The sequence below is a fragment of the Pseudomonas sp. RW10S2 genome, assembly GCF_014268985.1.
In the GTDB taxonomy this organism is placed as follows: domain Bacteria; phylum Pseudomonadota; class Gammaproteobacteria; order Pseudomonadales; family Pseudomonadaceae; genus Aquipseudomonas; species Aquipseudomonas wayambapalatensis.
In genome coordinates, this window is sequence record NZ_JABWRO010000102.1 from 1 (window position 1) to 22869 (window position 22869).

Genomic DNA, 22869 nt, shown 5'->3' on the forward strand with positions numbered 1-22869 from the left:
GCCGCTGCGACTTGCCCGCGAAGAGGTCGGCACTGACAGTACGAAAACCGTTGCCCCACGGGGCCTCGTTTGCTCCTAGCTTTTTTGACTCGCCTGCAACCCCGCCAGCAGCAACCGCTGGTACAGCTCCTCCTTCAGCCCCTGCGGTTCACTCAGCCCCATCCGCAGCAGATGCGCCGGATAGGCCTGAGGTTCTGGCGCATCCAGCGCAGCCTTGCCCAACTCCAGCACCTCGCTCAGCTTGAACTTGCTCTTGAGCCAGTTCAGCGCCCGCAGCAGGTCCTGCTCCTCAGGCGTGAAGTCGCTGCCCAGCGGATACTCGGGGAACAACCCCGCATGCCGCGCCTTGACCGCCTCCAGGCGCTCGGGCGTGTTGTCGGTGAAACGTGCCGATAGCTCAAAGTCCCGCGCCAGCTTGCCGGCCTGCTTGGCCTGCTCCATCAAAGGCTTCTGGAAACGTGAGTCGCTGATCGCCAGCAGCCGTGCGATCACCTCGCTGTCGGTCTGCCCACGCAGGTCGGCGATGCCGTATTCGGTGATCACGATGTCGCGCAGGTGTCGGGGAATGGTGCAATGGCCGTACTGCCAGAACACATTCGACGTCACCTCGCCACCCGCCTCGCGCCAGCTGCGCAGAAGCAGGATCGAACGCGCGCCCTCCAGCGCATGGCCCTGGGCGACGAAGTTGTACTGCCCGCCCACGCCGCTGAGTACCCGGCCATCCTCCAGTTGATCGGCCACCCCGGCGCCGAGCAGGGTCATGCCGAACACCGTGTTGACGAAGCGCGCATCGCGGCGCTGGCGACGTTTGAGCGCTTCGTCGCCATACAGCTCGTTGATGAAGCTGATGGCGGTCATGGCGAAGCGCTTGCGCTGTTCAAGAGGCATCTGCCGCAAGCGCCGGTAGAAATCCGCGCTACCGAGGAAGAATCCGCCATGCACCAGCACGCCCTGCTCGTCGGCCGGACGCCGCACCACGCCCGCTTCGGCCAGCGCCAGCAGGCCGTTGACGAACATCTCGCTGCAGCCGTAGAGCCCCTGAGCAAAGGCATCCATACCACCCTCACGCTCGATCAGCGTTTTCCAGGGGTTCAGGTCCAGGTCTTCGAGCAGCGCGCGGTAGCTGTCGTTGTCGCCCTGACGCGCGAGCAACGCAGCAGCCACGGCATCGCCCATGGCGCCGATGCCGATCTGCAGGGTGCCACCATCGCGCACCAGGGTGCTGGCGTGCAGGCCGATGCAATGATCCTGGAGGGTGACCGGCATGTTCGGCGTGGAAAACAGCCGACGCTGCTCGGGAGTGTCGATCAGCAGGTCGAAATCCTGGGCCGCAAGCTCGGCGTCGCCCGGCATGTAGGGCAGTTCGACATGCACCTGGCCAAGCAGCAGGATGGTTTCGCCGGCGGCGCGGCGCTTGGCGATCATCGGCAGCAGGTCGAGGGTGATATCGGGGTTGCAGGCCAGGCTCAGGTGATCCGGACGCTCGGGCGTGGCGGCGACGATCTGGGCGATGAGGTTCAGGCCCTTGGCGTTGATATCGCGCGCAGCGTGGCTGTAGTTGCTACTGACGTAGTCCTGCTGGGCGGTCTCGCTGTGCAGCAGCGAACCGGGCTGCATGAAGAACTGCTCGACACGGATGTTGGCCGGGAGGGTGTCGTTGCGCAGGTCGGCGAGGTAGTCGAGCTCTTCGTAGTCGGCGAACACGCGCTCGACGAAGGGTTCGAGGAAACGCCGCTGCAGGCCGTCACCCAGCGGCGGTCGGCCCAGGCTGAGGGCGGTGTAGATCGTCAGGCGGCGCTCGGGCAGGTCTCGGATGCGCGCATAGAGGGCGTTGACGAAGGCATTGGGTTTGCCCAGGCCAAGGGGCAGGCCCATGTGGATATGGGCGGGGAGACGGGCCAGGACCTGGTCGACGGCCTGGTCGATCGAGCAGCGGTGGGGCATGGGGGGCTCCTGTGGCTTTTTCGGGGCGTACAGGCTGTGACCATTACCCTAGCTGATTTGCTGAGCGGGCCGGCGCTTTCGCGGGCAAGCCCGCTCCTACGGGCAGATTCCCCCGCAAATGCAAAGCCCGCCATCGATGGCGGGCTTTGCGCAAATCCGGTCCGGCCTACAGCCCCGACATTTTCTTGATCGCACCCTTGAGCTCGTCGTCCGAGCAATCCGCACAGGTCCCCTTGGGCGGCATGGCGTTGATGCCAGTAATGGCCTTGGCCAGGATGCCGTCGAGGCCGCCCTGGTGATCGGCGCGCTCTTTCCAGGCGGCCGTGTCGCCGATTTTCGGCGCGTTCAGCAGGCCCGTGCCATGACAGGCATTGCAGTGCTTGGCGATGATTTCATCGGGCGTCTTGGCGCCACCGCCACCGGCCGATACGGCCACTTCCATGCCCTTGCACTCCTGGCCCTGGACGCACACCTGCCCCACCGGTTCCAGGCGCTTGGCGATGTCGTCATTGGTCGCAGCGGTTGCATTGAGTGCCCAGAGGGCGAATACGGCTGCTGGTACGGCCAGCATCTTCTTGATTTGGTTCACGCGTACACCCTCATGGTGGCTAATCACGCCCGCGGCCACGGTTGGCGAGCGTTGAAAAGTATAGCGGCTACCCGGAAGGCGTGAAACGACCCCACACAGGAAAGGGGTATTGGCGAAACAATACGCTGCGCTGGATCAAAAGTTCGAAGGCGTGGCAGCACTGATCAGGCGGGCAGGTTCTTCGAAAGGGTTGCGGAAGCGGTGCGGGCGGGTGCTCTCGAAGTAGTAGCTGTCGCCCGCTTCGAGGATGAAGGTCTCCGCCCCGACCACGAGTTCCAGGCGGCCTTCGAGCAGGATTCCGGTCTCTTCGCCATCGTGGGTGAGCATCTCCTCCCCCGTGTCGGCGCCCGGTGGATAGACCTCGTTGAGAAAGGCGATGGCACGGTTGGGGTGCGATTTGCCGACCAGCTTCATGGTCACCGCACCGTCGGAAATGTCGATCAGCTCGTGGGCCTTGTAGACGATCTGGGTAGGGCTTTCAGGGGCCAGCTCGACGGAAAAGAACTCGACCATCGACATGGGAATGCCGCTGAGCACCTTGCGCAGGGAGCTGATCGACGGGCTCACGCTGTTCTTCTCGATCATCGAGATGGTGCTGTTGGTTACGCCCGCCCGTTTGGCGAGTTCGCGCTGGGACAGGCCCTTGAGCTTGCGGATGGCTTGCAGTCGTTCGCCGACGTCCAAAGCTTGCGCCTCCAGAAACGGTCGAGGTGGGGTCAAATGTGAACGATATCATGGCAATGCCGTTCAGTATTTACAACACGCAAGACCCCAGCCTGTCCGCTTCAGCGCCTCATTCGCCGTAATAATCCAGCGGTACGCGCCGCAGATTGCAGAAGATCTGGTAGGGAATGGTGCCCGCCTGCTGCGCCACGTCACTGGCCAGGACCTGCTTGCCCCACAGTTCGACCGGGCTGCCGACACCCGCCTCGGGCACTTCGGTGAGGTCAACGCAGAGCATGTCCATCGAGACCCGGCCAATCAGTTGAGTCCGCTTGCCGGCGACCAACACCGGGGTGCCAGTGGGCGCGTGGCGTGGGTAGCCATCGGCGTAACCCATCGCGACCACGCCAACCCGGGTCGGGCGCGGGCTGGTGAACTTGGCACCGTAGCCGACCGGCTCACCGGTTGGCAGTTCGCGCACGCTGATGATGCGCGATTGCAGGGTCATCACCGGTTGCAGGCGCGCAGCTGCGGGCTGCGCGACCTCGAACGGCGTGGCGCCGTACAGCATGATGCCTGGGCGTACCCAGTCGCTCGGCACCTGCGGCCAGCCCAGCACGCCGGGGGAGTTGCGCAGGCTGCACTCGGCGGCCAGCCCCTGGCGGGCGGCCTCGAACACCGCGACCTGCTGCTCGGTGGTCGAGGCATCGAGTTCGTCGGCGCGGGCGAAGTGGCTCATCAGCACGATGCGCGCGACCTTGCCGCTGGCCAGCAGACGCTGGTAGGCCTCGTGGTAGTCCTTGGGGTGCAGGCCGACGCGGTGCATGCCGCTGTCGAGCTTGAGCCAGATGTTCAGCGGCTTGCGCACGGCGGTCTGCTCGATCGCTTCGAGCTGCCACAGCGAGTGCACCACGCACCACAGGTCGTGCTCGGCGATCAGCGCCAGCTCGCTGGCCTCGAAGAAGCCTTCGAGCAGCAGCACCGGAGCCTTGATCCCTGCGGCACGCAGCTCCAGGGCCTCTTCGATGCAGGCAACGGCGAAACCGTCAGCCTCGGTTTCCAGCGCCAGGGCGCAACGTACCGCACCGTGGCCATAGGCATCGGCCTTGACCACGGCAAGGGCCTTGGCACCGGACAGTTCACGGGCCAGACGGTAGTTGTGACGGAGGGCTTGGAGGTCGATCAGGGCACGGGCGGGGCGCATGGAGGGCAGCCTTCTGGTGGATCTGTTTATGACGGAGGAACGGTGCTGGCCTATTCGCGGGCAAACCCGCTCCCACAAGTCCTCATCCTGCCGTGGGAGCGGGCTCGCTCGTGAGGAAGCCAGCGCTGAAATTACTGGTGAGCCGACACCGGGCTACCTTGGCCAGCACTCTCGCGGCTGTTGCCATAGCGCGAGATATCCAGACCTTCGGCACTGATCTGCGGCTTCTTGCGCGCGATCAGGTCGGCCAGCAGGCGACCGGAACCGCAAGCCATGGTCCAGCCAAGGGTGCCGTGACCCGTATTCAGGAACAGGTTGCGGAACGCAGTACCGCCGACGATCGGGGTGCCATCCGGAGTGGCCGGGCGCAGGCCGGTCCAGAAACTGGCCTGGCTCAGGTCGCCGCCGCGAGGATAAAGGTCGTTGACGATCATCTCCAGCGTTTCGCGTCGACGCGGGTTCAGCGACAGGTCAAAACCGGCGATTTCAGCCATGCCACCGACACGGATACGGTTGTCGAAACGGGTGATGGCGACTTTGTAGGTTTCGTCGAGAATGGTCGAGGTCGGCGCCATGTCGGCATCGGTGATCGGCACGGTCAGCGAGTAGCCTTTGAGCGGATACACCGGTGCCTTGATGCCCAGCGGCTTGAGCAATTGCGGCGAATAGCTGCCCAGCGCCAGCACGTAGCGATCGGCGGTTTCCAGCTTGCCGTCGATCCACACGCCATTGATCCGGTCACCGGCATGGTCCAGGCGCTGGATGTTCTGGCCGAAACGGAACTCGACGCCCAGCTTGATGGCCATATCGGCCAGCTTGGTGGTGAACAGCTGGCAGTCGCCGGTCTGGTCGTTGGGCAGGCGCAGGGCGCCAGCAAGGATGTCCTTCACGCCCGCCAGCGCAGGCTCGACGCGGGCGATGCCGTCGCGGTCGAGCAGCTCGTAGGGCACGCCGGACTGCTCGAGCACCGCGATATCCTTGGCTGCGGCATCGACCTGGGCCTGGGTGCGGAACAGCTGGGTGGTGCCCAGGGTGCGGCTTTCGTAGGCGATACCGGTTTCGGCACGCAGCTCGTCGAGGCAGTCGCGGCTGTACTCGGACAGGCGCACCATGCGCTCCTTGTTCACCGCATAGCGATTGGCGGTGCAGTTGCGCAGCATCTGCGCCATCCACAGGTACTGGTCGACGTCACCGGTCAGCTTGATGGCGAGCGGTGCGTGGCGCTCGAGCAGCCACTTGATGGCCTTGAGCGGCACGCCGGGCGCGGCCCAGGGCGAGGCATAGCCGGGCGAGATCTGGCCAGCGTTGGCAAAGCTGGTTTCCATGGCCACCGCCGGCTGGCGATCGACCACTGTCACTTCGAAACCTTGCCGGGCCAGGTAGTAGGCACTGGCGGTTCCGATCACACCGCTACCAAGTACCAGAACTCGCATCGTCTATCCCTCGCACGCGGTACACCGCAGTCTTTTGTTGAAATGGCATGGATGCGCGCAGTATAAGAATCTCCGCCCAGTGCATTTCACTATATAAAAACCTATATTTGGCGAGAATTCTCGGCAAAAACGCCTTTCACGGAGGGGCATCCCCTATGAGAACCCAACACCAGAGCAAACGTGAACTGGACAAGATCGACCGCAACATCCTGCGCATCCTGCAGAACGACGGCCGTATCTCCTTCACCGAACTGGGCGAGAAAGTCGGGTTGTCGACCACCCCCTGCACCGAGCGTGTCCGCCGCCTGGAACGTGAGGGCATCATCATGGGCTACAACGCCCGCCTCAATCCGCAACACCTCAAGGGTAGCCTGCTGGTGTTCGTCGAGATCAGCCTGGACTACAAGTCCGGCGATACCTTCGAAGAGTTCCGCCGCGCCGTCCTCAAGCTGCCCCATGTACTGGAGTGCCATCTGGTGTCGGGCGACTTCGACTACCTGGTGAAGGCGCGCATTTCCGAGATGGCCTCGTACCGCAAGCTGTTGGGCGACATCCTGCTCAAGCTGCCGCATGTGCGCGAATCGAAGAGCTACATCGTGATGGAAGAGGTCAAGGAGAGCCTCTGCCTGCCGATTCCGGACTGAACCGTCAGACCAGCACCTGGCGGGTACTGGCGATATAGCCATGGATCAGCCGCTCGGCCTCGGGCTCGATCGGCTGCTGCGGACCACGACCACGGGGGCAGGCCATGCGCGGCGTGGTGCCGAACAGGCGGCAGATCAGCGGGCGCTCTTCATAGACAGTGCAGCCTTGCGGACCGAGGTGCACGCAGTCCAGGCGCTCCAGCGCGGCATCCTGCTCGGCCTGGGTCTTGCGCGGCAGACGGGCCATCTCTTCGCTGGACGTGGTGACCGGGCCGCAGCAGTCGTGGCAGCCCGGCTCGCATTCGAAGGACGGGATGAGTTCGCGCAGGAACTGGATCTTGTGGTTGCAGGGCATGGGCGGTGTGTCATCGGGGTTTGTGAGGATTATAGGGCCATTCGTGGAACAAGCCTTCGCCCGGTTGCCCAACCGCGAAACCCCGGCTTATCCTCGCCCCCTTCGCACCGACCCCAGGGCCTCTCCAGATGATCAACAGCGCGCAGCACGCCGCCTCCTACTATGCCGCCAGCAGCGCGCCGCAACCGGATTACCCAAGCCTGGAAGGCGAGCACAGCGCTGACGTGTGCATCGTCGGCGGTGGATATTCGGGCTTGAATACCGCCATCGAACTGGCCGAGCGCGGCTTTTCGGTGATCCTGCTCGAAGCCCGCAAGATCGGCTGGGGCGCCAGCGGTCGCAATGGCGGGCAGTTGATCCGCGGTGTCGGCCACGATGTCGAGCAGTTCCTGCCGGTGCTTGGCGAGGATGGCGTACGCAGCCTCAAGTTGATGGGCCTGGAGGCCGTGGAGATCGCACGTCAACGTATCGAGCGCCACGCCATCGGCTGCGACCTGACCTGGGGTTACTGCGACCTGGCATACAAGCCCGCCGAGCTGGACGGTTTCGCTGAAAACGCCGAAGAACTGCGCAGCCTGGGCTACCGCCACGAGGTCCGCGTGGTGCCGGCCTCCGAGATCCGCAGCGTGGTCGGCTCCGACAGCTTCGTCGGCGGCCTGGTCGACATGGGCTCGGGCCACCTGCACCCACTCAACCTGGCTCTGGGCGAAGCGGCCGCCGCCGAGCGCCTGAGCGTGAAGCTGCACGAGGGTTCGGCAGTAACCCGTATCGACTACGGCCCGCAAGTTCAGGTGCACACGTCGCGGGGCCGGGTGCGCGCCAGTACGCTGGTGCTGTGCACCAACGCCTACCACAACGACCTCAACCGCGAACTGGGCGGCAAGGTGCTGCCCGCCGGCAGCTACATCATCGCCACCGAACCCCTGGGCGAAGCACGTGCCCGCCAGTTGCTGCCACAGAACATGGCCGTGTGCGACCAGCGCGTGGCACTGGATTACTTCCGCCTGTCCGCCGATCACCGTCTGCTGTTCGGCGGCGCCTGCCACTACTCCGGGCGCGACCCGAAGGACATTGGCGCCTACATGGGCCCGAAGATGCTCAAGGTGTTCCCGCAGCTGGCCGGTGTGCGCATCGACTATCAGTGGGGCGGCATGATCGGCATCGGCGCCAATCGCCTGCCGCAGGTGGGGCGCCTGGCCAGCCAGCCCAACGTCTATTACGCCCAGGCCTACTCCGGCCATGGCCTGAACGCCACGCACCTGGCCGGACGCCTGCTGGGCGAGGCCATCAGCGGCCAGCAGGCGGGGCGCTTCGACCTGTTCGCCAAGGTGCCGCACGCGACCTTCCCTGGCGGCAAGCACCTGCGCTCGCCGCTGCTGGCGCTGGGGATGCTCTGGTACCGGTTGAAGGAACTGCTCTGATCACGCTCGCCAGAATGGCTTGCACCCTTCCTCCCGGGCCTGCTGGCGGCTGATGCCGATATCCAGCAGTTGCTGATCGCTCAACTCGCGCAGCGCCCTGCGCGAGCGCCAGCGATGCACCATCAGCCCCAGGCGCCCCAAGCCCACAGGGGCGCTGGAAACCTTGGGCCACTGCCCTGCGCGCAGTTCTTCCGCCAACAGTTGCAGCCGTACATCGCTCAAGCCGTTCATTGCCATGTCTCCTGATTACCTCGAAAGCTGGAGAAAGCATGCGCTCGGCAGACATGTACGATACAGATTCAACCCAGCGTTATTATTTCCATACAGAATTGGCAAAGCGGCGGCTGAATGCAGTATTTTTGGCCAATCTGTATCGCTCACCTTGCCCCCTGTGTGCAGGAGTATGCCGTGACCCTCTACATGAACCTCGCCGAATTGCTCGGTGCCCGGATCGAACAAGGCCTGTATCGTCCTGGCGAACGCCTGCCGTCGGTGCGCTCATTGAGCCTTGAGCACGGCGTCAGCCTGAGCACCGTACAGCAGGCCTATCGTCAGCTGGAGGACAACGGCCTGGTGGCTCCGCGCCCCAAGTCCGGCTACTTCGTCACGGAAAATCGCAGCCTGCCGGCCCTGCCCGCCATCAGCCGCCCCGCCCAACGCCCTGTGGATATCTCCCAGTGGGAGCAGGTGCTCGAGCTGGTACGCGCCAGCCCCCACCCGGACGTGATCCAGCTCGGCCGCGGCATGCCCGACATCGAAAGCCCGACGCTCAAGCCCCTGCTGCGCAGCCTTGCCCAGCTCAGCCGACGCCTGGACATGCCAGGGCTGTACTACGACAACATCCACGGCAACGATGTCCTGCGCGAACAGATCGCCCGCCTGACGCTCGACTCAGGCTGCAACCTCGGGCCGGGCGACCTGGTGGTGACCACCGGCTGTCATGAAGCACTGTCGACCAGCATTCGCGCAGTGTGCGAGCCGGGCGACATCGTCGCGGTGGATTCGCCCAGCTTCCACGGCGCCATGCAGACACTCAAGGGCCTGGGCATGAAGGCGCTGGAGATCCCCACCGACCCGACCACAGGCATCAGCCTGGAGGCGTTGGAACTGGCGCTGGAGCAGTGGCCGATCAAGCTCATCCAGATCACCCCCAGCTGCAACAACCCGCTGGGCTACATCATGCCCGAGGCGCGCAAGAAGGCCCTGCTGACCCTGGCCCAGCGCTACGACGTGGCGATCCTCGAAGACGATGTGTACGGCGACCTGGCCTACACCTACCCACGCCCACGCACCATCAAATCGTTCGACGAGGATGGCCGCGTGCTGCTTTGCAGCTCGTTCTCCAAGACCCTGGCGCCGGGCCTGCGGGTCGGCTGGGTGGCGCCCGGTCGCTACCTGGAGCGGGTGCTGCACATGAAGTACATCAGCACCGGCAGCACCGCCTGCCAGCCCCAACTGGCGATCGCCGACTTCATCGCCGAAGGCCACTACCAGCCGCACCTGCGCCGGGTCCGGGCGCAGTACCAGCGCGCCCGCGACCAGATGAGCGACTGGGTGACCCGCTACTTCCCGCCCGGCACCCGCGCCAGCCGGCCCCAGGGCGGCTTCATGCTGTGGGTGGAACTGCCCGAGAGCTTCGACACCCTGCGACTGAACCGTGCGCTGCTGGAACAGGGCGTACAGATTGCCGTAGGCAGCATTTTTTCGGCGTCGGGCAAGTACCGCCACTGCCTGCGCATGAACTTCGCCACCCGCGCCACCCCGGAAATCGAGGCGGCGGTACGCAAGGTAGGTGAAACTGCCTATCGCCTACTGGCGCAGGACAGCGGCGCCGGGTAACTTTGCAGCGCCTTCCGCGGTCCAACCTTCCAGTGACCTGTCGTACAGGACGATTCGCCCTTGAGACTCCAGCGCGTTCTGCCTCTGCTGCTGGTGCTGCTGCTCGGCCTGAGCGGCTGCGCCAGCATCGATACACCTCGCGACGTGAGCCAGGCGCTGCCGGCCAACGACTCGGCGTTCGGCCGCTCGGTCCAGCGCCAGGCTGCGCCCTATGAGGGGCGCTCCGGCTTTCGCCTGCTGCCCAACAGCAACGAAGCCTTCCGCGCCCGTGCCGAGCTGATCCGCAACGCCCAGACCAGCATCGACCTGCAGTACTACATCGTCCACGATGGCCTGAGCACCCGCGCCCTCGTGCACGAGCTGCTGCGCGCCGCCGACCGCGGCGTGCGGGTACGCATCCTGCTCGACGACACCACCAGCGATGGCCTGGACAGCCTGATCGGCACCCTTGCTGCCCACCCCCATATCCAGATCCGCGTGTTCAACCCGCTGCACCTGGGCCGCAGCACCGGCCTGACGCGTGCCATGGGGCGGCTGTTCAACCTGTCGCTGCAGCACCGGCGCATGCACAACAAGCTGTTCCTGGTCGACAACAGCATGGCCATCGTCGGCGGGCGCAACCTGGGCGACGAGTACTTCGACGCCGAGCCCAACCTGAACTTCACTGACATCGACCTGCTGGGTGTAGGGCCTGTGGCCGAGCAGCTCGGGCATAGCTTCGACCAGTACTGGAACAGCGCCCTGAGCCGGCCGATCGGCGACTTCCTGTGGAGCACGCCGGACGCCAGCGACCTGCGCGCCAGCCGCCAGCGCCTGGAAACCTGGCTGGCGCAGGCCAGGGTGCAGCGCAAGGCTTTGTACGACCGACTGATGGCCTATCAGAGCGAGCCACGCCTGGACATCTGGCGCAACGAGCTGATCTGGGCGCACAGCCAGGCGCTGTGGGATGCGCCGAGCAAGGTGCTGGCCCGCGGCGAGCCAGACCCGCAGTTGCTGATGACCCAGCAACTGGCGCCCGACCTGAAGAACGTACACCGCGAGCTGATCCTGGTGTCGGCCTACTTCGTGCCGGGCGAGCCAGGCCTGCTGTACCTCACCAGCCGCGCCGACGCCGGCACCTCGGTCAAGCTGCTGACCAACTCGCTCGAAGCCACCGATGTGCCGGCCGTGCACGGCGGCTATGCGCCCTACCGCCGCGCCCTGCTCGAGCATGGCGTGGAGCTGTTCGAGCTGCGTCGCCAGCCCGGAGACCCCAGCGCCGCGCGCGGCGTGCTCAGCTTCAAGGGTCAGTCCGATTCGAGCCTGCACAGCAAGGCGATGGTCTTCGACCGGCGCAAGACCTTCATTGGATCTTTCAATTTCGACCCGCGTTCGGTGCTGTGGAACACCGAGGTCGGGGTGATGGTCGACAGCCCGGAGCTGGCCGAGTACACCCGCGCACTGGCTGAACAGGGCATGGCGCCGGCGTTGAGCTACCAACCGAAGCTGGTGGACGGGAAGATGGTCTGGGTGACCGAAGACAATGGCCAGATACATACCCTGACCGCTGAGCCGGGCGGGATATGGCGCCGGTTCAATGCCTGGGTGGCCAAGGCAGTGGGATTGGAGAAGATGCTGTAGTAGCGGGCCGTATAACGGCCCGCGCCCTTCAGGCAGACGCCGGCTCGAACGCGCCGGGACGCCGGGTCAGCAGCACCAGCCCTGCAGCCCCTGCAGCCATCAGGAACAGCAAGGCATGCCCACTGACCCACTGGCTCCCTGCCCCGGCCAGCAAAGGCCCGAGCAAACAACCGATACCCCAGAGTTGCGCCACGTGGGCGTTGGCACGCACCAATGCGTCATCGCGATAACGCTCGCCGATCAGGATCAGCGACAGGGTGAACAAGCCCCCCGCGCTCGCACCGAACAGTACCCACAGCGGCCACACCGCCGGGGTGTGCAGCAGCAGCGGAATCGCCAGACTCGAACCCAGCAGACTCACAGCACAGCCACTGAACAAGGCTTGCCGGGACATGCGATCGGCAAGGGCGCCGATCGGCAACTGCAGTACGGCATCGCCGACCACGACGGTACTGACCATGAACAACGCCACTTCGGCGGTGAAGCCCTGCTGCAATACGTACACCGGCAAGAGCGTCAGGATCATCGCCTCGAATGCCGCGAACAACGCAATGGCCCAGGCGATTACCGGCAAGCGCCGGCAGAAGGCGAACAGGTCGCGGAAGGTCACGCTGCACGCCTCGGTCGACGGTGCACCACCGCGGCCAAGCAACAGCAAGGGCGCGACCAGCAGCAGACCGGTGGCGGCCCAGAAACCGAAATCATCCTCCGAGCCGAGAAAGCCCAGCACCAGCGGCCCGGCCAGCTGGCTCAGGGCATAGCTGCTGCCATACAGCGCCACCAGCCGCCCCCGCCACTGCTCGACCACCAACTGGTTGATCCAGCTTTCGCCGAGGATGAACACCACCGTCAGCGACATGCCGATCAGCAGGCGCAGCGCCAGCCACAGCGCATAGCTGGGGAGCACCGCTACCAGCGCAATGGACAACGCACCGCCCCACAAGCACAGGCGCATCGCCGAAGGCACACCGACCCAGCCGGCCAGGCGACTGGCCAGGCTGGCGCCGAGCAGTACGCCGATTGCCGGCATCGCCGCCATCACGCCAATGGCGAACCCACCGTAGCCCCAGCCTTCCAGGCGCAGGGACACCAGCGGCGTGCTCACGCCGAGCGCAAGCCCGACACTGAGCACCGACGCCAGCACGGCAAAGTAGGTTCCCCAACGCATTGCAGCCTCCCAGGCAAATTTGTTCAGCCCCATTCGCGGGCAAGCCCGCTCCCACAGGTACGCCGCCGCTCTCAAGGACGGCGCTGGGCCTGTAGGAGCGGGCTTGCCCGCGAAGAAGACGACCGGATTACAGCTTGATCCAGGTCGCCTTCAGCTCGGTGTATTTCTCCAGTGCATGCAGCGACTTGTCACGGCCGTTGCCCGACTGCTTGAAGCCGCCGAACGGTGCGGTCATGTCGCCGCCATCGTACTGGTTGACCCATACACTGCCGGCACGCACGGCGCGGGCAGTCTTGTGCGCCTTGGAGATATCGGCGGTCCAGATGCCGGCTGCCAGGCCATACGGGGTGTCGTTGGCGATGGCGATGGCTTCTTCGGCGGTGTCGAAGGCGATCACCGACAGCACCGGGCCGAAAATTTCTTCCTGGGCGATCTTCATGGCGTTGGTCACGCCGTCGAAGATGGTCGGCTCGACGTAGGTGCCGCCGGTCTCTTCGAGGATGCGCTTGCCGCCCGCGAGCAGCTTGGCGCCGTCCTGATGACCGGCGTCGATGTACGACAGCACGGTATTCATCTGCTGGGTATCGACCAGCGCACCGACGGTGGTAGCCGGATCCAGTGGGTTGCCGGGCTTCCAGGCCTTGAGGGCCTCGACCACCAGCGGCAGGAACTTGTCCTTGATCGAGCGCTCGACCAGCAGACGCGAGCCAGCGGTGCAGACCTCGCCCTGGTTGAAGGCGATGGCACTGGCAGCGGCTTCGGCAGCGGCCTGCAGGTCGGGGGCGTCGGCGAAGACGATGTTCGGGCTCTTGCCACCGGCTTCCAGCCAGATACGCTTCATGTTCGATTCGCCGGCGTACACCATCAGTTGCTTGGCGATCTTGGTCGAACCAGTGAACACCAGGGTATCGACATCCATGTGCAGGGCCAGGGCCTTGCCGACGGTGTGGCCGTAGCCAGGCAGCACGTTCAGCACGCCTGCCGGGATGCCGGCCTCGATGGCCAGTTGAGCGATGCGGATGGCGGTCAGCGGGGACTTCTCGGAAGGCTTGAGCACCACCGAGTTGCCGGTGGCCAGCGCCGGGCCGAGTTTCCAGCAGGCCATCAGCAGCGGGAAGTTCCAAGGGACGATGGCGCCCACGACGCCTACCGGCTCGCGGGTGACCAGGCCGAGCTGGTCATGCGGGGTCGGTGCGACCTCGTCGTAGACCTTGTCGATGGCTTCGGCGGTCCAGTGGATGGCCTGGGCAGCGCCCGGGATGTCGATGGTGGAGGAGTCGCCGATCGGCTTGCCCATGTCCAGGGTTTCCAGCAGCGCCAGTTCCTCGACATGCTTGCGCAGCAGGTCGGCGAAGCGGATCAGCTTGGCCTTGCGCTTGGCGGGAGCCAGTTGCGACCAGACGCCGGAGTCGAAGGTGGCGCGGGCGTTTTCCACGGCGCGGTTGGCGTCGGCCAGGTCACAACTGGCAACCTTGGCCAGGAAACGTCCGTCGACCGGGCTCAGGCACTCGAAGGTTTCGCCGGAGGCGGCGTCGGTGTATTCGCCGTTGATGAAGGCACGGCCTTCGATCTTCAGTTGCTGGGCACGCTGTTCCCAATCCGCACGAGTCAGGGTGGTCATACGAAACTCCTCCTCTTGTTAAGGTGCAGCCCCGTATTGAGGACTCACGGGCACTGTCAGAAATTCTGGCCGGGCGACAAGCGCACACGGGCATCCGACACCCTAAACCAGGCCGGTTAAACTATCAATATATTTGACACGAATGGCTTAAAAGCCTACTGATGTGCATTTTATTAAACAACAACAGGGTATCCAGCATGAGCATCGACAGCATCATCGACTTCGCCCAGGTCCTCACCGAAGCCGAGCGCTATCGCCCGGCGGCCGAGAAGATCCTCAAGGGCGAGCCGGACCAGGCGGTTTACAACCACTATTCGAGCCCCTGCGGGCAGTTTGCCGCAGGCGTCTGGGAGGGTGAGGTCGGCCAGTGGACGGTGAACTACACCGAGCACGAGTATTGCGAGATCGTCCAGGGCGTATCGGTGCTGCGCGACCAGGACGGCGGCGCCAAGACCCTGCGGGCCGGTGACCGTTTCGTCATCCCGGCCGGCTTCAAGGGCACCTGGGAGGTGCTGGAGCCGTGCCGCAAGATCTATGTGATGTTCGAGCAGAAGTGACAGGGCTTGCGAGGATTAAGTACCGCATCCGTCGAACGAGGATTGCAACGATGGCAGCGTCCACTTCCGGACAGTCGACAAGGAACAGCATATGACTACCGACATCCTCGCCCCTGCACGCCACGTCATCGGTTCGCGCTACGTTGAAAGCGTGAACGCCTATGTTCTCGAGCTGACGGGCCTGGCAACCGTCCGGGTTGTTACCGGTGCAGACCTGCGGGACTTCAAGCACGACCAGGTCAGGATCGATGTAGACGAAGAAGGCTTCATAACCGGCCTGCGCAACTGCTGAAACCTGCGGCGCGCGCACTAGCCTGAACAGACAGCAATAAAAAAACCCGCTTCCTTTCGGTTGCGGGTTTTTTTGGTTGCCGGATCAATTACTTGATCTTGGCTTCCTTGTACACCACGTGCTTGCGAACGACCGGATCGTACTTCTTGATCTCGATCTTGTCCGGAGTGGTGCGCTTGTTCTTGTCGGTGGTGTAGAAGTGGCCGGTACCGGCACTCGAAACCAGACGGATCAATTCACGCATGATGTTCTCCCTTAAACCTTGGCGCCAGCTTTACGGATGTCGACCAGAACGGCATCGATGCCGCGCTTGTCGATGATACGCATGCCTTTGGCGGAAACGCGCAGACGCACGAAACGATTCTCGGATTCAACCCAGAAACGGTGGTGCTGCAGGTTCGGCAGGAAACGACGACGGGTTTTGTTGTTTGCGTGGGAAATGTTGTTCCCGGTTACCGGACCCTTACCGGTAACTTGACAGACTCTCGACATGCCTCAGCCCTCTAAAACCACATGCCCAACCCGGCATGGGTTGGCCGCTTAATCTCTCAGTCTATGGCGCCAAGGCGCCGTGTTTCCGGGGGTCTTATCGAACCGGCTCAAATGAGCGACAGACCGAGCCCCTAGAAAAGAGCGCTGCTTTATACCAGAAAGGGTCGGCCACAACAACAGAAGATGCACATTCCGATCGGGCCGATCGCGCCCGGCCAGCATAGCGACAAGGCCCGCGCACTGTCGACCGCTCGTCGCCGCACGGCATAAAAATCAGGTGGCCATTTCCCGACTGGCACACTAGGGTAGGACGTTTCCTATTCCAGACTGCACTGGCAGATGGGCCCCTGACCAGCCGAGGATCCACCATGCGCGTCGCCGCCCTTTCCGTTCTATTCACTTCCCTGCTCGCCGCAGGTCTTGCCCAGGCAGCGCCGCTGTCGGTGTGCACCGAGGCCAGCCCGGAAGGTTTCGACGTGGTTCAGTACAACTCGCTGACCACCACCAACGCCTCGGCCGACGTGCTGTTGAACCGCCTGGTCGAGTTCGACGCCGCCCAGGGCAAGGTGGTGCCGAGCCTTGCCCAAAGCTGGACGGTCTCCAAAGACGGCCTGGTCTATGACTTCACGCTGCGCAATGGCGTGAAGTTCCACAGCACCGACTACTTCAAGCCGACCCGCGAGCTGAATGCCGACGACGTGCTGTTCAGCTTCCAGCGCATGCTCTACCCCGCCCATGCCTGGCACAAGACCGCACCTGGTGGTTATCCGCACGCCCAGTCGCTGCAGCTGGGCAGCCTGATCAAGTCGATCGAGGCGCCCGACCCGCAGAGCGTGCGCTTTACCCTCACCCACCCCGACGCGACCTTCCTGGCCACCCTGAGCATGGGTTTCGCCTCGATCTACTCGGCCGAGTACGCCGACAAGCTGATGAAGGACGGCACGCCCGAAAAACTCAACAGCCAGCCCATCGGCACCGGCCCGTTCGTGTTCCAGCGCTTCCAGAAGGACGCCCTGGTGCGCTACCGCGCCAACCCTGACTACTTCGACGGCAAGCCTGCGGTCGACCCGCTGGTGTTCGCCATCACCACCGACCCGAACGTGCGCCTGCAGAAGCTCAAGCGCAACGAATGCCAGGTGGCCCTGTCGCCCAAGCCGCTGGACATCGCCGAAGCTGCCCAGAACGACAAACTCAAGGTCGCCTCCACCCCGGCCTTCATGACCGCCTTCGTCGCCATCAACAGCGAGCACCCGCCGCTGGACAAACCCGAAGTGCGCCAGGCGATCAACCTGGCCTTCGACAAACCGGCCTACCTCAAGGCGGTGTTCGAAGGCACCGCCACCGCCGCCAACGGCCCCTACCCGCCCACCACCTGGAGTTACGCCAAGGACCTGCCCGGCTACGCGCTGGACCTGAAGAAAGCCAAGGCGTTGCTGACCAAGGCCGGCCTTGCCGACGGCTTCAGCACCACGATCTGGACCCGTCCGTCGGGCAGCCTGCTCAACCCCAACCCGAGCCTCGGCGCCCAGATGCTCCAGGCCGACCTGGCGAAAGTCGGCATCAAGGCCGAGATCCGCGTGATCGAATGGGGTGAGTTGATCCGCCGCGCCAAGGCCGGCGAGCACGACCTGCTGTTCATGGGCTGGGCGGGTGACAACGGCGACCCGGACAACTTCCTCAGCCCGCAATTCTCGTGCGCGGCGATCAAGTCGGGGACCAACTTCGCGCGGTTCTGCGACAGCCGTCTCGACCAGTTGATCAATGCCGGGCGTACCACCAACGACCAGAGCGTGCGCAGCAGGCTGTACCAGCAGGCACAGACGCTGATCCAGCAGCAGGCGCTGTGGCTGCCGCTGGCCCATCCGAAAGCCTCGACCTTGCTCAGCAGTCGCGTGAAGGGGTATCAGGTGAGCCCGTTCGGGCGGGTGGACTTCAGCAAGGTATCGGTGGAGCGCTGACTGACGTTCGGTGTCGGCCTTTTCGCGGGCAAGCCCGCTCCTACAGGGATTGGGCTGGCCTTTGGATTTTGGCAAGACAGTTGCTCCTATGCTCCGATCCATCCCTGCTCGACCATCGACAACGGCTCGCCATCGCCGACGATCACATGATCGAGCACGCGCACATCGATCAGCGCCAGTGCTTGCTTCAAGGTGCGGGTCAAATGCACGTCATCCTGGCTGGGCTCGCTGTTGCCCGACGGGTGGTTGTGGCACAGGATAAGCGCCGCCGCGTTGTGCGCCAGGGCTCGACGCACGACCTCGCGAGGATAGACGACCGCTCGATTGATCGTGCCTCTGAACAGGATCTCGAACGCCAGCGGCCTGTGCTTGTTGTCCAGAAACAGACACCCGAACACCTCGCTGCTCTCATGCCGCAGCATGGACTTCAGGTAGCGCCGCACTACCGTCGGACTGTCCATGGCCGATTCTCGCTCGATGGTGGTCGCCAGGTGCCGGCGCCCTATCTCCAACACCGCCTGTAACTGGCTGTACCTGACCGGCCCCAGCCCAAGTTCGCCCAGGAAAGCTTCCCGGTCGGCCTCAAGCAACTGACGCAGGCTGCCGAACTTCGCCAGCAACCCCCGCGCCAGCTCCACGACATTGCGACCACGCACGCCAGACCCTAGAAACACGGCCAGCAGTTCCGCATCCGACAGACTGCTCGCCCCACGCGCCAGCAACTTCTCCCTCGGCCGCTCGTCCAGCGGCCATTCCCTGATGTTCATACCCCTCCTTGCGTTGTACTGCGGTGCCTTCAAGCCCTGTGTTAATCTATTTCGCCTCGTTAAATGCGACGTTCTGCCGCAGGCAATTTCAAACGTCGCCGCCCGCTTTCACTGGAAAAAGGCAAGCCTATGCAGCGGCTGTATCGCAAGCGCATCGTTCTCGGCGTGGGTGGCGGCATTGCCGCCTACAAGAGCGCCGAGCTGATTCGCCGACTCCTGGAACACGGCGCGCAGGTGCGTGTCGTCATGACCCGCGGGGGGGCCGAGTTCATCACTCCGCTGACCCTGCAGGCGCTCTCCGGCCACCCGGTGCACATGGACCTGCTCGACCCCGCCGCCGAGGCTGCGATGGGTCATATCGAACTGGCCAAGTGGGCCGACCTGGTGCTGATCGCCCCGGCCACCGCCGACCTCATGGCGCGCATGGCCCAGGGCATGGCCGATGACCTGCTGACCACGCTGGTACTGGCCACCGACGCCACCGTCGCCGTCGCCCCGGCCATGAACCAGGCCATGTGGCGCGACCCGGCCACCCAGGACAACCTAGAGCTGCTCAAACGTCGTGGCATCCAGGTGTTCGGCCCCGCCTCCGGCAGCCAGGCCTGCGGCGACGTCGGCCTGGGCCGCATGCTCGAAGCCACCGACCTTGCCTGGTGCGCCGCCGAGAGCTTCAAGCGCCAGGCCCTGACCGGCAAGCACGTGCTGATCACCGCCGGCCCCACCCAAGAGAACATCGATCCGGTGCGCTACATCACCAATCATAGTTCCGGGAAGATGGGCTTCGCCCTGGCCGAAGCGGCCGCCGAGGCCGGGGCCCGGGTGACCCTCGTCACCGGCCCCGTGCACCTGGCAACGCCTGACCGGGTCAACCGCATCGACGTGGTGAGCGCGCGGGACATGCTCGCGGCCTGTGAAGCCGCGATGCCGTGCGACCTGTTCATCGCCTCGGCAGCAGTCGCGGACTACCGCCCCGAGGTGGTCGCCCCGCAAAAGCTCAAGAAAGACCCTACGACTGGCGACGGCATGCTGCTGCAGATGGTGCGCAATCCGGATATCCTTGCCACCCTCGCTGGCCGCGCCGACCGCCCGTTCAGCGTCGGTTTCGCTGCCGAGACCGAGCACCTGCTCGATTACGCCACGCGCAAGCTCAAGGACAAGAACCTCGACCTGATCGTCGCCAATGATGTGGCCAACCCCAGCATCGGCTTCAACAGCGAGGAAAACGCCCTGACCGTGATCGACCGCCAGCAGCACCAGACCCTCTTCGCGCAGACCAGCAAGGGCAAGATCGCCCGGCAACTGGTCGCCTTCATCGCCGAACGGCTCAATCAGGTTCAATAAGTTCCATGCACGCTCTTCAAGCCAAGATCCTCGACCCACGCCTGGGTACCGAATTCCCCCTGCCGCAATACGCCACCCCCGGCTCCGCCGGCCTGGACCTGCGCGCCCTGCTCAAGGAGGACACCGTCCTCGAGCCGGGCCAGACCCTGCTGATCCCCACTGGCCTGTCGATCTACATCGGCGATCCGGGGCTGGCGGCGATGATCCTGCCACGCTCGGGCCTTGGCCATAAGCACGGTGTGGTGCTGGGCAACCTGGTCGGCCTGATCGACTCGGACTACCAGGGCGAGCTGATGGTCTCGTGCTGGAACCGCGGCAACACCCCGTTCACCATCAGCATCGGCGAGCGCATCGCCCAGCTGATCCTGGTACCGGTGGTGCAGGCGCATTTCGACATCGTCGAAGCCTTCGACGAAACCCAGCGTGGCAGCGGTGGTTTCGGCCACTCCGGCACCCGCTGAGCCGACCGTCGGGGCCATGGACGGCGAACTCTCGGGGCTATCTACCGTCCAAGCGTTCAGTTTGCGCTTACCCAGAAGCCTTTGACCCTTGGAGTCCCCAGAGATGAACGACATGGCCCAACTGGTACCCGCATTGCCGGACAGCATCTTCCGTGCCTATGACATCCGCGGCATCGTCGGCAAGACACTGCACGCCGAAACCGCCTACTGGATCGGCCGCGCCATCGGTGCCCAGACCCGAGCCCAGGGCGAGCCGAAAATCTCCGTGGGCCGTGACGGCCGCCTGTCCGGCCCGATGCTGGTCGAGCAACTGATCCAGGGCCTGGTCGATGCCGGTTGCCAGGTCAGCGACGTCGGCCTGGTGCCCACCCCCGCGCTGTACTACGCCGCCAACGTGCTGGCCGGTACTTCAGGCGTGATGCTCACCGGCAGCCACAACCCGTCGGACTACAACGGCTTCAAGATCGTCATCGCTGGCGATACGCTGGCCAATGAACAGATCCAGGCCCTGCTGACCCGCCTCAAGACCAACGACGTACCGCGCGGCGAAGGCCGTGTGGAAAAGGTCGAGATCCTCGAGCGCTACTTCCAGCAGATCGTCGGTGACGTGAAACTGGCCAAGCGCCTGAAGGTGGTGGTCGACTGCGGCAACGGCGCCGCTGGCGTGATCGCCCCGCAACTGATCGAAGCGCTGAACTGCGAGGTGATCCCGCTGTTCTGCGAGGTCGACGGCAACTTCCCCAACCACCACCCGGACCCGGGCAAGCCCGAGAACCTCGAAGACCTGATCGCCAAGGTCAGGGAGACCGGCGCCGACCTCGGCCTGGCCTTCGACGGCGACGGTGACCGCGTTGGCGTGGTGACCAACACCGGCAGCATCGTCTACCCCGACCGCCTGCTGATGCTCTTCGCCCAGGACGTGCTGTCGCGCAACCCCGGCGCCGAGATCATCTTCGACGTCAAATGCACCCGTCGCCTGACGCCGCTGATCGAACAGCACGGCGGCCGCGCCCTGATGTGGAAGACCGGTCATTCGTTGATCAAGAAGAAGATGAAACTGACCGGCTCGCTGCTGGCCGGCGAGATGAGCGGACACATCTTCATCAAGGAACGCTGGTACGGTTTCGACGATGGCATCTACAGTGCCGCGCGCCTGCTGGAAATCCTCAGCAAGGCCGACCAGGATGCCGAAAACCTGTTCGCCGCGTTCCCGAACGATATTTCCACGCCGGAAATCAACATCGATGTGACCGACGAGAGTAAATTCAGCATCATTGATGCACTGCAACGCGACGCCGACTGGGGCGAAGCCAACCTGACCACCATCGATGGTGTGCGGGTCGACTACCCACACGGCTGGGGCCTGGTCCGCGCCTCCAACACCACACCGGTGCTGGTGCTGCGCTTCGAGGCCGACAGCGAGGCAGAACTCGACCGTATCAAGGCTGTATTCCGCACGCAGTTGCTGCGGGCCGAACCTGGCCTGCAACTGCCGTTCTGACCGACTATCTGTTCCTCACTGGAGCCCTGCATGACCCTCGATCGCGATGCCGCTTCCCATGTAGCCGAAGTTTTGTCCGAAGCGCTGCCCTACATCCGCCGCTTTGTCGGCAAGACCCTGGTGATCAAGTACGGCGGCAACGCGATGGAGAGCGAAGAGCTCAAGACCGGCTTTGCCCGTGACATCGTGCTGATGAAGGCGGTGGGCATCAACCCGGTCGTCGTGCACGGCGGCGGCCCGCAGATCGGTGACCTGCTCAAGCGCCTGTCGATCGAGAGCCACTTCATCGACGGCATGCGCGTCACCGATTCGGCGACCATGGACGTGGTGGAGATGGTCCTGGGCGGCCAGGTCAACAAGGATATCGTCAACCTGATCAACCGCCACGGCGGCAGCGCCATCGGCCTGACCGGCAAGGATGCGGAGCTGATCCGCGCCAAGAAGCTCACCGTCAGCCGCCAGACCCCCGAGATGACCACCCCGGAAATCATCGACATCGGCCATGTCGGCGAAGTCGTGGGCGTGAACACCGAGCTGCTGAACATGCTGGTCAAGGGCGACTTCATTCCGGTGATCGCGCCAATCGGCGTGGGCGCCAACGGTGAGTCGTACAACATCAACGCCGACCTGGTCGCCGGCAAAGTCGCCGAGGCCCTGAAAGCCGAGAAGCTGATGCTGCTGACCAACATCGCCGGCCTGATGGACAAGCAGGGCCAGGTCCTCACCGGCCTGACCACCGAGCAGGTCAACGAGCTGATCGCCGACGGCACCATCTACGGTGGCATGCTGCCGAAGATCAAGTGCGCACTGGAAGCCGTGCAGGGTGGCGTGAACAGCTCGCACATCATCGATGGCCGTGTGCCGAACGCGGTGCTGCTGGAGATCTTCACCGACAGCGGCGTGGGCACCCTGATCACCAACCGCAAGCGTCACTGATGCGTTGATCGCTGACCCGCTCCTGCAAAACCCCCGTAGGAGCGGCGGTTCGGCGCCCCGACT

General features: G+C 64.3%; 23 protein-coding genes. 11 read left to right on the plus strand and 12 right to left on the minus strand.

All coding sequences use genetic code 11. The annotated features are described in order from the left end of the window. Positions 1–75: 75 nt before the first annotated feature. From HU729_RS19625 to dadA, 5 genes are all read right to left on the minus strand, one after another. Entirely contained in the window at positions 76–1944 is a 1869-nt protein-coding gene (locus HU729_RS19625) for an acetyl-CoA hydrolase/transferase family protein (RefSeq protein WP_186711303.1), read from the minus strand. Between the two features lie 166 nt (positions 1945–2110). Beyond that, positions 2111–2533 (minus strand): c-type cytochrome, encoded by a 423-nt coding sequence (locus HU729_RS19630; RefSeq protein WP_186669897.1) that lies wholly within the window; start codon positions 2531–2533, stop codon positions 2111–2113. Positions 2534–2668: 135 nt separating this feature from the next. Next, entirely contained in the window at positions 2669–3217 is a 549-nt protein-coding gene (locus HU729_RS19635; RefSeq protein ID WP_186669898.1) for a cupin domain-containing protein, read from the minus strand. Positions 3218–3326: 109 nt separating this feature from the next. Beyond that, complete coding sequence (alr, locus tag HU729_RS19640) at positions 3327–4400, minus strand: alanine racemase (RefSeq protein WP_186711304.1); 1074 nt, start codon at positions 4398–4400, stop codon at positions 3327–3329. 131 nt (positions 4401–4531) lie between these two features. Further along, positions 4532–5833, minus strand: a complete 1302-nt coding sequence (gene dadA / locus HU729_RS19645) for a D-amino acid dehydrogenase (protein WP_186669900.1) — start codon at positions 5831–5833, stop codon at positions 4532–4534. A gap of 155 nt (positions 5834–5988) precedes the next feature. Here dadA and dadR point away from each other — a divergent pair, with 155 nt between their 5' ends. Further along, positions 5989–6477 carry a transcriptional regulator DadR gene (gene dadR, locus HU729_RS19650; RefSeq protein ID WP_003258963.1) on the plus strand — a complete coding sequence of 163 codons (489 nt, stop codon included), beginning with the start codon at positions 5989–5991 and terminating at the stop codon, positions 6475–6477. Positions 6478–6481: 4 nt separating this feature from the next. Here dadR and HU729_RS19655 read toward each other — a convergent pair whose 3' ends face one another. Beyond that, positions 6482–6832, minus strand: a complete 351-nt coding sequence (locus tag HU729_RS19655; RefSeq protein ID WP_054894110.1) for a YkgJ family cysteine cluster protein — start codon at positions 6830–6832, stop codon at positions 6482–6484. Between the two features lie 128 nt (positions 6833–6960). On the opposite strand from HU729_RS19655, the gene HU729_RS19660 reads away from it, so the two are divergent. After that, the gene (locus tag HU729_RS19660) at positions 6961–8253 is read left to right on the plus strand and encodes an FAD-binding oxidoreductase (RefSeq protein ID WP_186711305.1); all 1293 of its coding nucleotides are present in this window, start codon (positions 6961–6963) and stop codon (positions 8251–8253) included. On the opposite strand, the gene HU729_RS19665 is transcribed toward HU729_RS19660, so the two are convergent. Further along, positions 8254–8484 (minus strand): DUF1127 domain-containing protein, encoded by a 231-nt coding sequence (locus tag HU729_RS19665; RefSeq protein ID WP_186711306.1) that lies wholly within the window; start codon positions 8482–8484, stop codon positions 8254–8256. It abuts the gene before it with no gap. Positions 8485–8661: 177 nt separating this feature from the next. On the opposite strand from HU729_RS19665, the gene HU729_RS19670 reads away from it, so the two are divergent. Beyond that, a complete protein-coding gene (locus tag HU729_RS19670) occupies positions 8662–10092 on the plus strand; it encodes a PLP-dependent aminotransferase family protein (RefSeq protein WP_186711307.1) in 1431 nt (476 codons plus the stop codon). 60 nt (positions 10093–10152) lie between these two features. Beyond that, complete coding sequence (locus tag HU729_RS19675; RefSeq protein ID WP_186669905.1) at positions 10153–11712, plus strand: phospholipase D family protein; 1560 nt, start codon at positions 10153–10155, stop codon at positions 11710–11712. 28 nt (positions 11713–11740) lie between these two features. Here the strand turns inward: HU729_RS19675 and HU729_RS19680 are convergent, their stop codons facing one another. After that, a complete protein-coding gene (locus tag HU729_RS19680) occupies positions 11741–12880 on the minus strand; it encodes an MFS transporter (protein ID WP_186711308.1) in 1140 nt (379 codons plus the stop codon). Between the two features lie 127 nt (positions 12881–13007). Further along, positions 13008–14501 (minus strand): aldehyde dehydrogenase, encoded by a 1494-nt coding sequence (locus HU729_RS19685; protein WP_054894116.1) that lies wholly within the window; start codon positions 14499–14501, stop codon positions 13008–13010. A gap of 197 nt (positions 14502–14698) precedes the next feature. On the opposite strand from HU729_RS19685, the gene HU729_RS19690 reads away from it, so the two are divergent. Then, positions 14699–15058: a cupin domain-containing protein gene (locus HU729_RS19690; RefSeq protein ID WP_003253509.1), complete on the plus strand. Its 360-nt coding sequence runs from the start codon at positions 14699–14701 to the stop codon at positions 15056–15058. Between the two features lie 91 nt (positions 15059–15149). Beyond that, positions 15150–15350, plus strand: coding sequence for a hypothetical protein (locus tag HU729_RS19695; protein ID WP_186669911.1), 201 nt, complete (start codon positions 15150–15152; stop codon positions 15348–15350). Between the two features lie 88 nt (positions 15351–15438). On the opposite strand, the gene rpmG is transcribed toward HU729_RS19695, so the two are convergent. Both rpmG and rpmB read right to left on the minus strand, forming a co-directional pair. Beyond that, complete coding sequence (gene rpmG, locus HU729_RS19700) at positions 15439–15594, minus strand: 50S ribosomal protein L33 (protein ID WP_003253507.1); 156 nt, start codon at positions 15592–15594, stop codon at positions 15439–15441. Positions 15595–15605: 11 nt separating this feature from the next. After that, positions 15606–15842 carry a 50S ribosomal protein L28 gene (rpmB, locus tag HU729_RS19705; RefSeq protein ID WP_054894119.1) on the minus strand — a complete coding sequence of 79 codons (237 nt, stop codon included), beginning with the start codon at positions 15840–15842 and terminating at the stop codon, positions 15606–15608. A gap of 368 nt (positions 15843–16210) precedes the next feature. On the opposite strand from rpmB, the gene HU729_RS19710 reads away from it, so the two are divergent. Continuing rightward, entirely contained in the window at positions 16211–17800 is a 1590-nt protein-coding gene (locus HU729_RS19710; RefSeq protein ID WP_186711309.1) for an ABC transporter substrate-binding protein, read from the plus strand. Between the two features lie 86 nt (positions 17801–17886). On the opposite strand, the gene radC is transcribed toward HU729_RS19710, so the two are convergent. Beyond that, positions 17887–18567 (minus strand): DNA repair protein RadC, encoded by a 681-nt coding sequence (radC, locus tag HU729_RS19715; protein WP_186669915.1) that lies wholly within the window; start codon positions 18565–18567, stop codon positions 17887–17889. Positions 18568–18696: 129 nt separating this feature from the next. Here radC and coaBC point away from each other — a divergent pair, with 129 nt between their 5' ends. The 4 genes from coaBC to argB all read left to right on the plus strand — a co-directional run bounded on the left by coaBC (position 18697) and on the right by argB (position 22806). Then, complete coding sequence (gene coaBC, locus HU729_RS19720) at positions 18697–19908, plus strand: bifunctional phosphopantothenoylcysteine decarboxylase/phosphopantothenate--cysteine ligase CoaBC (protein ID WP_186711310.1); 1212 nt, start codon at positions 18697–18699, stop codon at positions 19906–19908. 5 nt (positions 19909–19913) lie between these two features. Continuing rightward, a complete protein-coding gene (gene dut, locus HU729_RS19725; RefSeq protein WP_063542034.1) occupies positions 19914–20369 on the plus strand; it encodes a dUTP diphosphatase in 456 nt (151 codons plus the stop codon). 103 nt (positions 20370–20472) lie between these two features. Further along, the gene (locus HU729_RS19730) at positions 20473–21870 is read left to right on the plus strand and encodes a phosphomannomutase/phosphoglucomutase (RefSeq protein ID WP_186711311.1); all 1398 of its coding nucleotides are present in this window, start codon (positions 20473–20475) and stop codon (positions 21868–21870) included. Between the two features lie 30 nt (positions 21871–21900). After that, entirely contained in the window at positions 21901–22806 is a 906-nt protein-coding gene (argB, locus tag HU729_RS19735) for an acetylglutamate kinase (RefSeq protein ID WP_063542032.1), read from the plus strand. The last annotated feature ends 63 nt before the right edge of the window (positions 22807–22869 follow it).

What these genes read in the sequence shown, in the direction of transcription:
- HU729_RS19660 (WP_186711305.1), top strand. Translation starts at nt 6,961, where the DNA reads ATGATCAACAGCGCGCAGCACGCCGCCTCCTACTATGCCGCCAGCAGC.
- HU729_RS19695 (WP_186669911.1), top strand. Translation starts at nt 15,150, where the DNA reads ATGACTACCGACATCCTCGCCCCTGCACGCCACGTCATCGGTTCGCGC.
- dadA (WP_186669900.1), bottom strand. Translation starts at nt 5,833, where the DNA reads ATGCGAGTTCTGGTACTTGGTAGCGGTGTGATCGGAACCGCCAGTGCC.
- HU729_RS19665 (WP_186711306.1), bottom strand. Translation starts at nt 8,484, where the DNA reads ATGAACGGCTTGAGCGATGTACGGCTGCAACTGTTGGCGGAAGAACTG.
- radC (WP_186669915.1), bottom strand. Translation starts at nt 18,567, where the DNA reads ATGAACATCAGGGAATGGCCGCTGGACGAGCGGCCGAGGGAGAAGTTG.
- HU729_RS19685 (WP_054894116.1), bottom strand. Translation starts at nt 14,501, where the DNA reads ATGACCACCCTGACTCGTGCGGATTGGGAACAGCGTGCCCAGCAACTG.
- rpmB (WP_054894119.1), bottom strand. Translation starts at nt 15,842, where the DNA reads ATGTCGAGAGTCTGTCAAGTTACCGGTAAGGGTCCGGTAACCGGGAAC.
- dadR (WP_003258963.1), top strand. Translation starts at nt 5,989, where the DNA reads ATGAGAACCCAACACCAGAGCAAACGTGAACTGGACAAGATCGACCGC.
- argB (WP_063542032.1), top strand. Translation starts at nt 21,901, where the DNA reads ATGACCCTCGATCGCGATGCCGCTTCCCATGTAGCCGAAGTTTTGTCC.
- HU729_RS19730 (WP_186711311.1), top strand. Translation starts at nt 20,473, where the DNA reads ATGAACGACATGGCCCAACTGGTACCCGCATTGCCGGACAGCATCTTC.
- HU729_RS19655 (WP_054894110.1), bottom strand. Translation starts at nt 6,832, where the DNA reads ATGCCCTGCAACCACAAGATCCAGTTCCTGCGCGAACTCATCCCGTCC.
- dut (WP_063542034.1), top strand. Translation starts at nt 19,914, where the DNA reads ATGCACGCTCTTCAAGCCAAGATCCTCGACCCACGCCTGGGTACCGAA.
- HU729_RS19680 (WP_186711308.1), bottom strand. Translation starts at nt 12,880, where the DNA reads ATGCGTTGGGGAACCTACTTTGCCGTGCTGGCGTCGGTGCTCAGTGTC.
- rpmG (WP_003253507.1), bottom strand. Translation starts at nt 15,594, where the DNA reads ATGCGTGAATTGATCCGTCTGGTTTCGAGTGCCGGTACCGGCCACTTC.
- HU729_RS19710 (WP_186711309.1), top strand. Translation starts at nt 16,211, where the DNA reads ATGCGCGTCGCCGCCCTTTCCGTTCTATTCACTTCCCTGCTCGCCGCA.
- HU729_RS19625 (WP_186711303.1), bottom strand. Translation starts at nt 1,944, where the DNA reads ATGCCCCACCGCTGCTCGATCGACCAGGCCGTCGACCAGGTCCTGGCC.
- alr (WP_186711304.1), bottom strand. Translation starts at nt 4,400, where the DNA reads ATGCGCCCCGCCCGTGCCCTGATCGACCTCCAAGCCCTCCGTCACAAC.
- coaBC (WP_186711310.1), top strand. Translation starts at nt 18,697, where the DNA reads ATGCAGCGGCTGTATCGCAAGCGCATCGTTCTCGGCGTGGGTGGCGGC.
- HU729_RS19690 (WP_003253509.1), top strand. Translation starts at nt 14,699, where the DNA reads ATGAGCATCGACAGCATCATCGACTTCGCCCAGGTCCTCACCGAAGCC.